At 36.1% G+C, this 12,710-nt stretch carries 25 protein-coding genes; all 25 read right to left on the bottom strand.

Features of this window, described 5'->3' with window-relative positions:
• Positions 1–107 precede the first annotated feature (107 nt).
• The gene (locus tag ACIQ7T_RS20790; RefSeq protein ID WP_402873144.1) at positions 108–263 is read right to left on the bottom strand and encodes a hypothetical protein; all 156 of its coding nucleotides are present in this window, start codon (positions 261–263) and stop codon (positions 108–110) included.
• Positions 264–468: 205 nt separating this feature from the next.
• Positions 469–669 (bottom strand): hypothetical protein, encoded by a 201-nt coding sequence (locus ACIQ7T_RS20795; protein ID WP_402873147.1) that lies wholly within the window; start codon positions 667–669, stop codon positions 469–471.
• A gap of 263 nt (positions 670–932) precedes the next feature.
• The gene (locus ACIQ7T_RS20800) at positions 933–1,352 is read right to left on the bottom strand and encodes an SAM-dependent methyltransferase (protein WP_402873239.1); all 420 of its coding nucleotides are present in this window, start codon (positions 1,350–1,352) and stop codon (positions 933–935) included.
• Between the two features lie 41 nt (positions 1,353–1,393).
• Positions 1,394–1,810 (bottom strand): transcriptional regulator, encoded by a 417-nt coding sequence (locus ACIQ7T_RS20805; RefSeq protein ID WP_402873149.1) that lies wholly within the window; start codon positions 1,808–1,810, stop codon positions 1,394–1,396.
• A 135-nt stretch (positions 1,811–1,945) separates the two neighbouring features.
• Positions 1,946–2,104: a hypothetical protein gene (locus ACIQ7T_RS20810; RefSeq protein WP_402873152.1), complete on the bottom strand. Its 159-nt coding sequence runs from the start codon at positions 2,102–2,104 to the stop codon at positions 1,946–1,948.
• A gap of 1 nt (position 2,105) precedes the next feature.
• A complete protein-coding gene (locus ACIQ7T_RS20815) occupies positions 2,106–2,606 on the bottom strand; it encodes a hypothetical protein (RefSeq protein ID WP_402873155.1) in 501 nt (166 codons plus the stop codon).
• Positions 2,607–2,651: 45 nt separating this feature from the next.
• Positions 2,652–2,813, bottom strand: a complete 162-nt coding sequence (locus ACIQ7T_RS20820; RefSeq protein ID WP_402873158.1) for a hypothetical protein — start codon at positions 2,811–2,813, stop codon at positions 2,652–2,654.
• A gap of 43 nt (positions 2,814–2,856) precedes the next feature.
• Complete coding sequence (locus tag ACIQ7T_RS20825; RefSeq protein ID WP_402873161.1) at positions 2,857–3,072, bottom strand: hypothetical protein; 216 nt, start codon at positions 3,070–3,072, stop codon at positions 2,857–2,859.
• 24 nt (positions 3,073–3,096) lie between these two features.
• Entirely contained in the window at positions 3,097–3,396 is a 300-nt protein-coding gene (locus ACIQ7T_RS20830; RefSeq protein ID WP_402873164.1) for a MazG-like family protein, read from the bottom strand.
• Entirely contained in the window at positions 3,393–3,611 is a 219-nt protein-coding gene (locus ACIQ7T_RS20835; RefSeq protein ID WP_402873166.1) for a hypothetical protein, read from the bottom strand. The genes ACIQ7T_RS20830 and ACIQ7T_RS20835 overlap by 4 nt, the downstream gene beginning before the upstream one ends.
• Positions 3,601–3,987 (bottom strand): helix-turn-helix domain-containing protein, encoded by a 387-nt coding sequence (locus ACIQ7T_RS20840; RefSeq protein ID WP_402873168.1) that lies wholly within the window; start codon positions 3,985–3,987, stop codon positions 3,601–3,603. Before ACIQ7T_RS20840 ends, ACIQ7T_RS20835 begins: the two co-directional genes overlap by 11 nt.
• Positions 3,956–4,204: a hypothetical protein gene (locus ACIQ7T_RS20845; protein ID WP_402873170.1), complete on the bottom strand. Its 249-nt coding sequence runs from the start codon at positions 4,202–4,204 to the stop codon at positions 3,956–3,958. The genes ACIQ7T_RS20840 and ACIQ7T_RS20845 overlap by 32 nt, the downstream gene beginning before the upstream one ends.
• Before the next feature lie 5 nt (positions 4,205–4,209).
• Positions 4,210–4,749 carry an ERCC4 domain-containing protein gene (locus ACIQ7T_RS20850; protein ID WP_402873172.1) on the bottom strand — a complete coding sequence of 180 codons (540 nt, stop codon included), beginning with the start codon at positions 4,747–4,749 and terminating at the stop codon, positions 4,210–4,212.
• Positions 4,746–4,976, bottom strand: coding sequence for a DUF1653 domain-containing protein (locus ACIQ7T_RS20855; protein ID WP_402873174.1), 231 nt, complete (start codon positions 4,974–4,976; stop codon positions 4,746–4,748). The genes ACIQ7T_RS20850 and ACIQ7T_RS20855 overlap by 4 nt, the downstream gene beginning before the upstream one ends.
• A 109-nt stretch (positions 4,977–5,085) precedes the next feature.
• On the bottom strand, positions 5,086–5,514 hold the full coding sequence (locus tag ACIQ7T_RS20860) for a hypothetical protein (RefSeq protein WP_402873176.1): 429 nt from the start codon (positions 5,512–5,514) through the stop codon (positions 5,086–5,088).
• The gene (locus tag ACIQ7T_RS20865) at positions 5,511–5,963 is read right to left on the bottom strand and encodes a PDDEXK family nuclease (protein ID WP_402873179.1); all 453 of its coding nucleotides are present in this window, start codon (positions 5,961–5,963) and stop codon (positions 5,511–5,513) included. Before ACIQ7T_RS20865 ends, ACIQ7T_RS20860 begins: the two co-directional genes overlap by 4 nt.
• 251 nt (positions 5,964–6,214) lie before the next feature.
• Entirely contained in the window at positions 6,215–8,521 is a 2,307-nt protein-coding gene (locus ACIQ7T_RS20870; RefSeq protein WP_402873182.1) for a phage/plasmid primase, P4 family, read from the bottom strand.
• 77 nt (positions 8,522–8,598) lie between these two features.
• Positions 8,599–9,078 carry a DUF669 domain-containing protein gene (locus tag ACIQ7T_RS20875; RefSeq protein WP_402873185.1) on the bottom strand — a complete coding sequence of 160 codons (480 nt, stop codon included), beginning with the start codon at positions 9,076–9,078 and terminating at the stop codon, positions 8,599–8,601.
• Positions 9,078–9,794, bottom strand: a complete 717-nt coding sequence (locus ACIQ7T_RS20880; RefSeq protein WP_402873188.1) for an AAA family ATPase — start codon at positions 9,792–9,794, stop codon at positions 9,078–9,080. The genes ACIQ7T_RS20875 and ACIQ7T_RS20880 overlap by 1 nt, the downstream gene beginning before the upstream one ends.
• Positions 9,795–9,818: 24 nt before the next feature.
• Positions 9,819–10,202 carry an organic solvent tolerance protein OstA gene (locus ACIQ7T_RS20885; RefSeq protein WP_402873191.1) on the bottom strand — a complete coding sequence of 128 codons (384 nt, stop codon included), beginning with the start codon at positions 10,200–10,202 and terminating at the stop codon, positions 9,819–9,821.
• A 12-nt stretch (positions 10,203–10,214) separates the two neighbouring features.
• Complete coding sequence (locus tag ACIQ7T_RS20890; protein ID WP_402873193.1) at positions 10,215–10,781, bottom strand: host-nuclease inhibitor Gam family protein; 567 nt, start codon at positions 10,779–10,781, stop codon at positions 10,215–10,217.
• On the bottom strand, positions 10,778–11,905 hold the full coding sequence (locus ACIQ7T_RS20895; RefSeq protein WP_402873196.1) for a bZIP transcription factor: 1,128 nt from the start codon (positions 11,903–11,905) through the stop codon (positions 10,778–10,780). Before ACIQ7T_RS20895 ends, ACIQ7T_RS20890 begins: the two co-directional genes overlap by 4 nt.
• Positions 11,902–12,084, bottom strand: a complete 183-nt coding sequence (locus ACIQ7T_RS20900) for a hypothetical protein (protein WP_402873198.1) — start codon at positions 12,082–12,084, stop codon at positions 11,902–11,904. The genes ACIQ7T_RS20895 and ACIQ7T_RS20900 overlap by 4 nt, the downstream gene beginning before the upstream one ends.
• Positions 12,085–12,092: 8 nt before the next feature.
• Positions 12,093–12,362, bottom strand: coding sequence for an AbrB/MazE/SpoVT family DNA-binding domain-containing protein (locus ACIQ7T_RS20905; protein ID WP_402873201.1), 270 nt, complete (start codon positions 12,360–12,362; stop codon positions 12,093–12,095).
• Positions 12,359–12,664 carry a hypothetical protein gene (locus ACIQ7T_RS20910; protein ID WP_402873204.1) on the bottom strand — a complete coding sequence of 102 codons (306 nt, stop codon included), beginning with the start codon at positions 12,662–12,664 and terminating at the stop codon, positions 12,359–12,361. The genes ACIQ7T_RS20905 and ACIQ7T_RS20910 overlap by 4 nt, the downstream gene beginning before the upstream one ends.
• Positions 12,665–12,710 lie beyond the last annotated feature (46 nt).

A 12,710-nucleotide genomic window follows, 5' to 3' on the forward strand; every position in this document is an offset into this window, starting at 1 on the left:
CACTTACAAATGAATGTAACCGCTGTGTTTGTTGTAATACTAACCCCTCCATATCCATATTGTTTTGCTCATTAGCTTTTATAGTCTGTTTAGCTTTCGACTTAGGATTAATCCCAAATATTATTAGCGTAAAATTGAAACTCTTCTTCATCCCAGATAGATTCAATTTCTTTTTTAATTTCTAATACTGTTGATTCATATTCGGTATTAGATAGTAAAGTGATTAATCGTTCTAATGGTTTTAAAACTGCTTCTTTATCCATTTAATCGCCCTCTCTTATATCTTCAAGACTGCATCAAACTCCGCCCTATCGGTTACTAGTACCTGCCAGTCTCATTCGGTATCTAATGTTCCTGAGATACTTACTCACCCGTAAACTAGTCCTTTATTATTTAATTGGCTGTTTGATACAGTCTTCAAGGCATAATAAAAAGCCGCACTCAAATGAGTACGACTTTATGTATTAATTATTTTTCGACTTCTTCAATAGATACAATGTGTTTAGTATAAATCAAAATTGATGGTGCATCTTCCTTGTTGTCTTTTGAAATTCCTATTACATTATCTTTAAAAGAACCGTCTGGACCTAAGAAATCAGAAGTGAATTCCTCTAAACTGCATTCCATATAATAATGCTTCCCGCTTGCTAAATACAATTCTACTCTCATGCTACTCACCACCCTTCACACTAATCATAGTGTAAATGGAAGCTCATGCCAATAATATAAATCTGATACACAGAAAAGAGACTACCAATTTAGTAGCCTCTCATGCTTGTTTGCGAAACACACGTACAAGCGAACGTGCTTATATTTGTAATGCAATTTGTTAACGCATTTCCGTGCGCTTTTGTTATTACTTCACAATATCAATTTACTACAGATTTTTGCGAACTTCCCTGGTGTTAACAAGTTCACTTTTACAGTTGCAGTTATTTCATGAATACTAACCAATGTGTCTTGCTTCGTTTATTACCGAACAATGGCTTTCTATCAAAACATTTTAGTACATCTTTCAAAGGTATTTGGTCCTCATTCCACTTGAAAATCAATGTGCTGTTTGTCTTTAAAACTCGTATGCATTCTTTAAATCCTTCAGCGATATCGGATTGCCATGTATCCTCATTTAACTTTCCGTATTTCTTGGACAACCATGAATTTTGACCAGCCTTTAATAAATGAGGTGGATCAAATACAACTAAGTAAAATGATTCATCCTCAAATGGCATATTTTTAAAATCGGCAACAATGTCAGGTTTAACAATTAACTTACGACCATCACATAATTCAGTTTCTAATTCGCGTTCATCCATGAAAAGTGTGTCGCCATTCTCTTTATCAAACCAAAACATTCTACTGCCACAACAGGCATCTAATATTTTCTTTTCAGCAATCACACCCAACCAATCCTTTCAGCTGTTTTATCTATTAAGATGTTACGTTTACGTAATACCTTATGACGTGAAATGTACAACTTGTCAGCTATGTCCTCCCATTCATAACAGCCGTCTTTATCCCAATAGCGCATGTCTACTATTGTTCGCATATCCTCATCTAACTCGCTATATAGGTCTTCCACAGTCTTGATGATGCGTTTTAAGTTTTGATAATAAGCATCGTTAGCTAGTACCATGGCTTTCTTCGCTGTAGTATCGGAAATCGTATTACTACGACCACCGACCATCTCACCGCCTGTATTATGTGGATGCAACAACTCCCACTCACGGTATTGTAATTTCTTCTTATATTGTTCATATTCAATCCAATATTTCTCGATGTTCTGTATTTCACTACGCGATAACGTAGGCATGTGCAGCACCTACCTTGTTTCTATATTTTGAACGGATTTCTTAGACATCATCGGTTCTCCACTGGTAATCGATATTGTTTTAAGGTGTTGGATTATTTCCCTCAAAATGTTCAGTAACTTTAATAGAATGTGTAACTACTCAAACAGACTAACTTCACGAAATAACTGTTTTCTTTTGTATCTTTTTTCTTCTCCCCAGCTGTCGATGAAATAAAAATAGCCAGTGTCATATCCGAGTAATTTACTGTTTGTAGCACGACAATATTTATCAATAGTTCGTTTAATTGCTCCCATTTCACTTGCTCCCTCTCGGCTTAAATTCCCCAATATCTGTACCTAACGAACCTAAATAACTTTCACGGTCAAAATCCCAACAACTACGACACATGCTTTCGCCAGGAACAAAATCAAGTAAATGCGGGCCACTTAATTCATGGGTTTCGGTACCACACCAACCACATTCGCCTAATACTTCTCCATCCCAATGCCCATTATTCGCCAATATTTTAATGATTTCGTTGATATACGGTTCATCACGATTGATAACAATGTAATCATTTCCAGAAGTTTTACCACCGTTGATTCTTCCTTCTTCGATTTTTTCAAGAAATGGCTCTAAGGCTTCAACCATTGCCTTAAACCCTGTTGGACCTAAATGTTCAGCTGCGTCAGCTAACTTAATCAGTTGATAACGATACGATTTCGTTACTTCTTCAATGGCATACTTCAACTTAGCATTTTCAAAAACCTCCAAAACCTCTTGGTTAATACGGCGTTCACTTGTGTTCAATTCCATTTACTTTTCCCTCCTTAACGTGATTCTGAGTTACGGCGCTTTTATTTATTGGTTCATTGGAATTAGCCATTTTTTATTAAATCTTAATTTTTTCCTTTTTTTATTTTCTGTAATTGCATGTGTTCCATCATCTTGTATTACTTTGACTCTCATATTGTTCCATTTTGAAGAATTATACTTTTTAGGTACTTTTACGATATATTCCACTTGTATAAATACACCCCTTAATTTACTCTGTATAATGTTTCTTTTACTGAACAAAATCTTTCGTTGAATCATCTAAAGAAATCATTTTCAATCGATTTTTACCGTTTTCACTTCGCTTTTCATATATTGGACAAGTCATGTATTTCAAGAAATCAATTGTTTTACCCGTCTCTCTACAGATCTCTCTTATCGTTCCTTCTGCAATAAACTGTTCACCTTTGTATAATGCGTAAATCCGTTTATGCCAAGGGATTTTCATGTTAATACTCCTCTATTATGAATTTTATAAATCGCTAGACTTTACGAATACACCATCAACCATTTTTCCTGTACGCCCCTTAATTTCGTCATAGGCTGTATTTAAGCATTCGTGAATGTCCATATCGTTTTGTTGTGCAAGGATAATCATCGTTACGATTACATCACCAATACCGTCACGCAACGAGTCTTTATCATTACGCGCAAGTGCTGCCGCAACTTCACCAACTTCCTCTACTACTTTCAAAAATTGTTTACTAGATTCGGCTTTGTCTAATCCCTTATTGATTGACCATTGTTCTACTTGTTTGATTAATTCATTCATTTTTGCATTTCCTCCATTTTCTGTTTTAAAACTGTCAAATAAACAAGTTCGTCCATTAACTCTTGTCTAGCATGTTCAATCCATTCGATAGCTGTGTAATCCATTGGGTTGACCGTTGTTCCATACTTAGCAAGACCTTTTGCTGTTTGATTTTCGAGTAAATCACGAACCTCACGTAATACTGGATTTGCTAAAATCTCATCTTCAATTGACATTTTTCTTATACCTCTTTCTTTTAGTACGCTCAATTTCAATACCCTTTGCTTTCTTCCAATTTTGAATAGTACCTGGTGATACATTACATATTGCAGCAATTTCTTTATCATTTTTATTTTCATGTTTTAGTTTCAAATATTGTTGTTTCGTTAATTGAACCATTGGATTTTTAACAGGTGCATGATCATCTAAGTCTAGAAATTTAGAAGCTTGTCTTTTATTTACTAAACAAAGCAACCTTTGACCGTACTTTGCAATTTGTTTACAGTTAGAGCAATTTTGAAATTCAATAGCTGTTTGACAATTACACTTGTCTGAAAGTACATTGATTTTCTTCAATATTTCAATACGCTTCTTGAGCATGTCTGCATTCATCTACATCCCACACTCCTCTCTCAATCCATCCCTCATTTAAATACTGTTGAATCCATTCGAAATCGTAAGGCATGATTATACTTACTTCGCATCCATCAACCGTCATAAACATTTCGATATACTTTGTAAATGGATTGGGTTTGGCCTTCCACAATCTATCCTGTGGTTTCTTTTTTTTCACCGACTGAACAATAGGAATCCCATTGCGCATGTTCATGATGATTAGAAAGCACCTCGTTTCAGGTAATTTTTCATTTGATGATAGAAATGGTAGTAAATAAAATTCCCACTAAACTTATTATCTAAGTAGACAATTTCAAAGCCATAACGAGCCTTGAAAGTATTCAACGAGCCTAGTAATGCAAGTGGTTCGTATCTACTTCTGTAGTTTCCATTTATGATTTTTTTGTAGCCTTCTGGATCTTCAAGTAAGATTGTGAACGGTATGTTTTGCGCTCGAATTAATTCATTTTCAAATCGAGTACGCTCGTCCTTACATAAGTTGCCTACAATCTCATCTACACTAGCTTTTCTCTCTACACGACTGTTTAAATAAATATCTCGCATGATGCCTAATTCTTCATTTTTAGGAATCATTGCTCCATAATCCCCAGTGTCGAGTTTTTTCAATTTGATTGGTACATCCTTGCTGCGTAAATAATCCATGATATGGCCGTTTACTTGTTCTCGAGTATCAACCACGATTGTCATTGTTTTTAGGATTTTATTTAGTTCAGTGTCGCTATAGTGATAATGGATCATTTAGAATCACCTTCACAAACTTTGAAACGTGGCACCCATTCACCTTTATAACGTACAGTTTCATAAAACATATCTATAGGCCTTACCCAGATACGATTATCAATATCGTTGCGATATATGCCAACTTCATCTCCTGTTTCGGAATCAGTTCCTATACCAATAACTGTGTAGATACCACCTTTGTAATGCTTGATTTTTATTCCTTCTACAAGATTAATCTCTCTCATTCTCTTAACCTCCTTGTTTTTACTCATTAAAAGCACCGTACAGACGTTCTAATTACGAGTTTGATATATTTATCACCTTTACTCAAACTCTCGTTAAATCGCCTGTAAATCACTTATTTCGATTAGCGTATAAAACGGCACTTTCGTACAATTTTTTCTTCATGACATTTGAAGCTTCATTTTCAAATTGTCGATAGTCTTCGTAAATATCGTTCCACCCGTTTTTAGCAAGCTCCTCTTGCCACTCCATGAACAACATCAATGCATCAACGTCCTCGCATATCCATTCATTCAACTTTGGGTTGTGTTGCCATCCACAAGCTTGATGCACCATCTTTTGCATAGTTTGATTAATTCCATCGGCACCTTCCCATGATTTGAACCAATCTTCAATTTGATTAAATATCGGTTCAGCTGCTTTTAATGTTGCATTTGGGACAAGTTGATAGTTTTCTAACTTCAGTGATTTGTCTGGCAAAACAACAATCCCAGCACCCGATTTCCATATCTCGCTTAAAACTTTTAAGACCTGAGTCATGGCATTTCTCCATGTTCAAATCGAGCTTGTTTAGCTTTATCTACAGCTTTGTTATACGTTTCAAAATCAACACCAAAACGCTTCATATCTATCCAAGACTTATTAAAATCAGGTCCATCTTCATCGCAGAAATAATAAGCATGCTCAAATTTTGACATCATCATTACGCCTTTTTTTCTTAATTGATCACTATGATCGTCTAGATAAAGCGCTTTTCTTATACCAAACTCGTCATTCATATTTCCTTTGACTTCAACAAACCATTCATCACCATTAGCTAGTTTTATTTCAAAGTCAGGAAGATACCAACCAAATTCACCAAGATCGTAGCCTTCTTTTTCATATTCCCATTCAATACCTAGTGCATCGAAGAAAACTGCCCAACGAGCTTCTAAACGACTACGAAATCTATAACCTTTGTAAACTGTTTCAATCGCTTTTATATTCATTTTTCACCTCGTAAAATATCTTTTAGGGACAGTCGGGAGGGTTTGAACCCATTTTTCATAAACTTCTCTATATATATTTTTTAAAAATAAATTACCTACTTTACTATAAAAACTATCCCTACTATCCCTTTTATCCTTAAGATAGAATCAAAATCATAAAAAAAGTATTATTAAATAAGGGCTCAAGCCACTTTTGGATTCAGGGAGGGTTGAGTTTCAAACTATCCCTAAACCTTCCCTAAACTCTCCCTCTAGTCATCTGTTTTGAAGAAACCAGTGTCATACTTTTCCAAAAGTCGTACACCTGCATAATGCATTGTTCCATTTGTTTTGATTTTGTTGAATTTTTTTCCCATTTCACGACCAAATTTTGTACTCGACATCATATACTGACCGTTGTCGCTTGCCCAATTTTTATATTCATTGAAAAGAGTTTTAGCTGGCACTCGAAATTGAGGAGCTTTTATACAACATTCCTCAATGAAGCACTCGATACTATCCATTTCAACACGATACTCTTGGCGCTGCTGCTTAATAATTTCAGGTTCTTTTAAACCATCCTTTTGCCATTTTAAATATCCTTCAACAGCCCAGTTTAAAATTGCAGTAATTTCACGTTTCAACTTATTAGTTAAGTTGTAGTCAATTTTGTTTTCCGGAATCTGTACTACAAACGGAATAATTGCAAGACGTCTCCAAATTCCATCATCAGTGCCGCGAATAATCGGTTTATGGTTTGTAGCCATCCACAGTTTGAATTGTGGTTCAAAATCAAATTCATTTTCGTAAAGGAAGCGAGCTGTAACCTTATCACCACCAGTTAACTGTTTAACTAGCCCTTCATCTAACCGAACACCCTCATTAGGCTCTGTAGTAGTAACTAATCTCGCTCCGGCCAATCTAGCAATATCACTATTTGCTCCACTAGATTGTTGTTTAACCATGATCGTCTGCGGTTGAATATTTGTCGCGTAGCTACCGAACATTTCGGTTATTATGTCCAAGAAAACCGATTTACCATTACGACCATTCCCGTACAAAATAAACATCATTTGTTCCTGGGTGCTACCTGATAACGAATAACCTACAGCTCGTTGCATGTAATCAATTAAAGCTTTGTCTCCATCAAATATTTGATCTAAAAACTCAAGCCATAAAGAGCAACCGATCTTGTCCGTAAATTCCACGTTCGAAATCTTTGTGAAATACTTTGATTTGTCATGTTCCATTAATGTAGATGTTTTTAAATCTAAGTAACCATTCTGTACATTGAACAAATCAATATCACTATCGAACTGTGAAGGTTTTACCGATGTTAAATGTTCTGTTTCTTTCAACATATTTGTTTTACCTTTGCTGCTTCGAGTTGCTTTGATGTGTTTTATGAAGTTCTTTCGGACCTCTTCTTCATCTGCTTCCTCTGGAATAAAAAGCGCTTCGTTTTTCATTTTTTCGACTGTTTTATCAACCAACATTTTAATCATGCCTTCCTGGTCAATTTGCCATATCTTCCCGTCGTAGTAGTACCAATTTTTACGAATGTACGAATAACGAATGTGATCACCATATGCATCTCTTAAACGCTGAGCATTTCCTGTATCATCAAAACTGTAATATTTCCGTTCAACTTTTTTTGTATTACCTTCTAGTGAAAAAACATCTGAATCTCCATCTTTTCGTGGTTCTGGGTCAAACGTATTTGTACAATCTGCAATTGCCTTTCTTAATGTCTCGTCTCCGTACGTTGAGGAATTTTGTTTTCTATCCCATTTATCACGCATAAGAGATGAACGACGGAAAATACTATCCATCATTGAGTAATCACAATTTGTCCAAAAAGCTAAATCATTACAGAATGACATATCTGCTTCGGATTGCGAGCTGTAGAATTGCTCCCAACCACCATCCATAAATACTTGAAAACGGCCACCAATCTTGCTCTTCGTAGCAATGTTTATAAGCTCATCCTCGGTGAATTTAGTACCATGAGATTCATTTATTTCATTTCTGCTTTCTGGCACTTTCGGTTTATGCAAATATTTATTGTGGAGGTAATTGATTTTGTTGAACTCATCCTCTTCCACACGAGTGTATGTCCCTATTTGATTACCTGTCATGACGAAGAAACGACCACTATCGTACATTTCAATGTTTCCACGTCTACGAGCACCCTCTGGCAATTCACCTTTTGCAATAATGTGGATACCTGTTCCACTAACCGAAATTTCGCTATAGCTGCACATCATGTCGATAAATTCTGAAACGATATTATTGTCATGATCATCATTGTGATATCTTTCGATTTCTTCTTTCACACCGTCAATATCAATTCCAAAATAAGGTGCTTTGAAGAAAAAGCCTAAACCATCTAAATTAAATTTTTTGATAGCCTCTAGTGCTGTCTCGAAATCTGACCAAGTATTTTCATCATTACTCTTTGCTGGAGAGCCATCATAAGCACTCACCGGGATTTTCGTCATTTTATCTTCACGTGGTTGTAGCTTAAAGCAACACCACTGTTTTAGTTCCTTAAGTTCTTCCGGTATTGCCCCGTACACTTTTTCTCACCTCATTTGCTGTTTTTGGGTATAAAAAAGAGAAGTCCATCGAAATAGACCTCTCTATTAAGTTTTTATCAGAATGGAAGATCATCTTCGCCAACCACGATTGGAGGCTCACTAGGTTGAGGAGGATTTACTTTTGATTCAGCTACAAACGAAACATTTGCAAACTTTTGGTTCGGGTCTTTTTTACTCGGTTTGTGCTTAATGTAAACCAACACAGATTTCCCAACAATGTTTCGAACAACTTCATCTAAATCTAATTTTTGCTGACCTTTATACCCACACGCTACCAAGAATGAGTTTCGTTTTTGCTCTGTACTTTCTTTGTACTCAGATACAGTACTCGTTAAATATAAAGTGTTATATTGAACTAATACACCTTGATGAGGTTGGTTAACATCAGAACGAATTAACACATCAAACCCGATATTTGGATTACCATCGTAAACATCTACCTTTGCGTCGGCGATAGTTGCCTCGTACTTACCTTCTGCTACTAATTCAAAGCCCTTTGAAGTATTTTCCTCATTAAAATCAATTACAAATCCCATTATTTATTTTCCCCCTGTTGTTGTTTATAATCTGTGGATGGCACATGGCCAACTTTAAAAATATCTTCTTGCGAACATGCTTTTCGATTATCCAATTGATTCTTAGCGAATAAAAAATCAGATGGTTCTAAAATAAATCCACGTTTTTGTGTTTCTGGATTGATAACTAATTTGCCGACTACGTGACATAGGCCCATGAAGTTATTCAAAATCTTGTCTCGCATATCTGGATATGAACGGTTAACAGCTTGACCACTTGGCAACTCCCATTTATCAGTTGTTTCCCATGCAGTGAATACCACTCTTTTTCCTAATGTTTGAATAAAACGAACACTATCAATGATGAAAAAATCAATTTGTTGATAGTTGGCCATCGATGGTACTCTGTTGTTTTTACCGTCTCGCCCTAAATTACCTAACATAGAACGAGTTAATTCTGATATATTATCAAACACAAGATTGTCATATTTTGATAAGTCGGTACGTGCTAAATCTCGCATAAGAGCATTCCACTCTTCCCATGCCTGGTGGCTATTGAAATCCACAATGTCGATATTCTCGCACCCCTTTAAAACCGAATGCGTTTTATCAAGTGGAACATATAGCGTTTTACCTTCTAAATATTTGATTGTAGACGTTTTGCCCATGCCAGGTGGAGCATAAAGTAAAAACGTTGAAGCATCTATTTGTATATCAGTTGCATTTGAAACTTTCATATTGCCTTCCACACTCCTTTACTATTAAAATGGCACTTTCTCATCAGAGACTTCATTTTTCACTTCTACATTTGCAAATGGATCTTCGAACTCCGGCAATTCTTCATCAGTATTTTCCACTGTTACACTGCCATCTTGATTGACTGTATATGGTACACCTTCATGTACTTCTTCAATGCTCATTTGGCCATCTGGAGCATCATCTTTTGGCTTACCTTCCATAACCTCTTTAGGAGTGCCGTATTGATAAGTTAGGTCCACTAAGAAATACTGACCGTATTTGTTGTATTTCTCGTTGATTTTATACATGATAAGTGCTTCGTTTTCTTTAGCAGCTACTACGATTTCTTCTGCCTCTTCACGTGTATCTGCATAATGTTGTTCTTTTTGATTAAGTAATTTTTTCAAGTGTTTTTCCTCCTATATTTCTACTTTAAAAGTAGTAGTTTGTGGTTTTACTGCTACACCTGGAACGACTTGACCGTTTTCGTTGACAACGATTTGTTCTCCGTCTTTTTCAACGATTTTAAGAGTTTTCTTTAAATCACCCCATTTAAGGTTTGGCACTTTTTCGACAAACGGTAATTTGTTATCTTCCACAAAAATGATGAGCTGTTCTTCATCGACCTTATCCGGTTGGGCTTTGGAAGTTGTCGATTTCGATTTACCATAAGGAGTAGATAACGTTTTTTTCTTTGGATCCTCAGCCAAAACTTTCGTATGGTATTCAGCTATAAGATTGTAGAAGAACTGAATACTTTCATTAATTCCTTTGCTTTCACGATGTTCCCAAGAATCAATTCTTTGACGTTCAGAATTAGCAACCGTTTGAATTTCTTTTAGTTGAGCATCGTATGCATGTACTTTGCGTAGTGCCCAATTCAAACTATCTAAATCAGTTATTTCAAATGTTTGTCCAGTTTCTTCTGCATCACTTAATACATATCCGTCTAGCTCATCTAGTTCTTCAGCTAATAATGGATTCACTCTTGACCCTCCTCGTATTTAGCGTTAGTGTCGTTGAGGATAATCGGTTTATCTGCAAAAGGATGAAATTCTGCACGATCAGCTTCGAACCAACCGCCTTTGTAATATAATTGGTTGCCTATTACTTTTGTGATTTCGTAGATAAAAGATTCCCCATGACTTTTAAAATCAACTAATTGTCCTACTACAACCTCACTTGGCTGCACAGCCTGTTCAAACTCACTCACATCAAGACCAAGCGCTCGTCCTAGTGCGATAGCTTTTCCAATCCACTCATTGAATACTTCTTGTGGATGACATTTGGCGATACCTTTAGCATACAAATCACCACTTGCTACCCCTTTTATCAAAGCTACTACTGTTCTTTTTTCTTCATTTATAACGAACTCTAATTTATCTGTGATATTTCCAATGAAACGAATTGTTGTTCTTTCGTTATTACCTGGGTGTATTTTGCTATTGTTTTCCACTACAAACTCCTTAGCCTTCAAAATAATCTCAGCACGTTGTTGATTTGGTGTTAGTGGTTTGGTTTCGATTAATTCGTATACATCAGTAGTTTCAGGTCTACGATTGTGAACAAGGGTATATACAGCATAATCACCACCGTTATTTCCGATAAAACGAACATGGTCCTCAAAATCCTCTGCTACTTTATAAGGTTTACCAACTGTTGAATATTCGGGATTGGTGTCATTCACATGAAAAATAACCACATCACCTTCACGTGCTTCACGATCAACCTTGCGATATTGCTGACCTTCAAATTCGATGATGTCCTCCACAGTATTAGTTGTGGAAGGCTCCTGTGGTGCATTATTTATAACAGTCGTTAACTGTGGACGTTCACGTAATTCATGAACAATTAGCTTTAATTCAGCTACTTCTTGCTTTAATGGACGTAGTTCAGCTACTTCATTTTCTAATGCTGTTATGCGTTGTTTTTTCGTTGGTTTCGATTCTGCTAATTTAAAGCGTTTGTAATATGCGCTACTTTTACCATGTTTCCCGACAAATTCAATCCCGTGACTCCAAAATCCTATTACTTCAACAACGTCACCAACCTTATGATCCATATAGTTTTCAATGAATTGAACTTTATCTCCAACATTAAACTTTGTCATTTCGTATCCTCCTGTGGTACAATACCAGTGTCATTTTTAAATTTTTCATGCTCGCCATTGGTTGCACCCTTTGACGAGTTTTTTTGTGCCTCAATTTGGGCATTCTGCGCATCTTCGATGTCTTGCCAGTAATCTGATTCACGGTCGTATACATCAGCGTGAGAATAGCCTATACGCATGGAATCACCTACTTTAACTCAATCTCAGTGACAAGCTTTTTAGCCTCGTTTAGACTTAGAATCAATTTGCCACCTAGTAGAATCAGATTGTCATCTGAGACTTCACCAGTAACAGCACATGCCATATTAGGCTTGTACTTCTTTAAAATAACCTTGTCGCCATCTGTAAAGATTTCTACCGGATCTCCTTCATCAATCCCTAATGCACGACGCAATTCTTTTGGAACTACCACACGACCTAAATCATCTACCTTGCGAACGATACCTGTTGATTTCAATTGTTTTCTCCACCTTCCAATGCTTGACGTGCTTTTTCACCTGCATCATTTAAAATGATGATTTCGTTGTTATGTTTAAGGTGATACCAATCTGAATCTGCATAAAACTCAAGCACTTCACGCAGACGTTTATTTTCTTTTTGTGCATCTAATTTCTGTTCGCCAATTAAATCAATTGAAAAATTCTTTTGGTCAATGATTACACGTAAGCGACCTAATTCTTTAGCAACTGTATGAAACAAAACTTCATCAACTCTGTCGCCAGAATTTTTGTACTGCTCCAACATTTTGACAGCATCCATTATTTAAATCTCCCTTCAATTATCAGCAGCTCGTTTAAGCGCTAAT

The organism is Lysinibacillus sp. NPDC096212 (assembly GCF_044763105.1).
Lineage (GTDB): Bacteria > Bacillota > Bacilli > Bacillales_A > Planococcaceae > Lysinibacillus.

Excerpts from the sequence above, each read along its gene's own strand:
- ACIQ7T_RS20860 (WP_402873176.1), bottom strand. The coding sequence starts at position 5,514 with ATGACTCAGGTCTTAAAAGTTTTAAGCGAGATATGGAAATCGGGTGCT.
- ACIQ7T_RS20865 (WP_402873179.1), bottom strand. The coding sequence starts at position 5,963 with ATGAATATAAAAGCGATTGAAACAGTTTACAAAGGTTATAGATTTCGT.
- ACIQ7T_RS20825 (WP_402873161.1), bottom strand. The coding sequence starts at position 3,072 with ATGAAAATCCCTTGGCATAAACGGATTTACGCATTATACAAAGGTGAA.
- ACIQ7T_RS20895 (WP_402873196.1), bottom strand. The coding sequence starts at position 11,905 with ATGACAAAGTTTAATGTTGGAGATAAAGTTCAATTCATTGAAAACTAT.
- ACIQ7T_RS20815 (WP_402873155.1), bottom strand. The coding sequence starts at position 2,606 with ATGGAATTGAACACAAGTGAACGCCGTATTAACCAAGAGGTTTTGGAG.
- ACIQ7T_RS20800 (WP_402873239.1), bottom strand. The coding sequence starts at position 1,352 with ATGTTTTGGTTTGATAAAGAGAATGGCGACACACTTTTCATGGATGAA.
- ACIQ7T_RS20795 (WP_402873147.1), bottom strand. The coding sequence starts at position 669 with ATGAGAGTAGAATTGTATTTAGCAAGCGGGAAGCATTATTATATGGAA.
- ACIQ7T_RS20900 (WP_402873198.1), bottom strand. The coding sequence starts at position 12,084 with ATGCGTATAGGCTATTCTCACGCTGATGTATACGACCGTGAATCAGAT.
- ACIQ7T_RS20805 (WP_402873149.1), bottom strand. The coding sequence starts at position 1,810 with ATGCCTACGTTATCGCGTAGTGAAATACAGAACATCGAGAAATATTGG.
- ACIQ7T_RS20840 (WP_402873168.1), bottom strand. The coding sequence starts at position 3,987 with ATGAATGCAGACATGCTCAAGAAGCGTATTGAAATATTGAAGAAAATC.
- ACIQ7T_RS20855 (WP_402873174.1), bottom strand. The coding sequence starts at position 4,976 with ATGAGAGAGATTAATCTTGTAGAAGGAATAAAAATCAAGCATTACAAA.
- ACIQ7T_RS20850 (WP_402873172.1), bottom strand. The coding sequence starts at position 4,749 with ATGATCCATTATCACTATAGCGACACTGAACTAAATAAAATCCTAAAA.
- ACIQ7T_RS20830 (WP_402873164.1), bottom strand. The coding sequence starts at position 3,396 with ATGAATGAATTAATCAAACAAGTAGAACAATGGTCAATCAATAAGGGA.
- ACIQ7T_RS20810 (WP_402873152.1), bottom strand. The coding sequence starts at position 2,104 with ATGGGAGCAATTAAACGAACTATTGATAAATATTGTCGTGCTACAAAC.
- ACIQ7T_RS20910 (WP_402873204.1), bottom strand. The coding sequence starts at position 12,664 with ATGGATGCTGTCAAAATGTTGGAGCAGTACAAAAATTCTGGCGACAGA.
- ACIQ7T_RS20880 (WP_402873188.1), bottom strand. The coding sequence starts at position 9,794 with ATGAAAGTTTCAAATGCAACTGATATACAAATAGATGCTTCAACGTTT.
- ACIQ7T_RS20845 (WP_402873170.1), bottom strand. The coding sequence starts at position 4,204 with ATGAACATGCGCAATGGGATTCCTATTGTTCAGTCGGTGAAAAAAAAG.
- ACIQ7T_RS20875 (WP_402873185.1), bottom strand. The coding sequence starts at position 9,078 with ATGGGATTTGTAATTGATTTTAATGAGGAAAATACTTCAAAGGGCTTT.
- ACIQ7T_RS20790 (WP_402873144.1), bottom strand. The coding sequence starts at position 263 with ATGGATAAAGAAGCAGTTTTAAAACCATTAGAACGATTAATCACTTTA.
- ACIQ7T_RS20835 (WP_402873166.1), bottom strand. The coding sequence starts at position 3,611 with ATGTCAATTGAAGATGAGATTTTAGCAAATCCAGTATTACGTGAGGTT.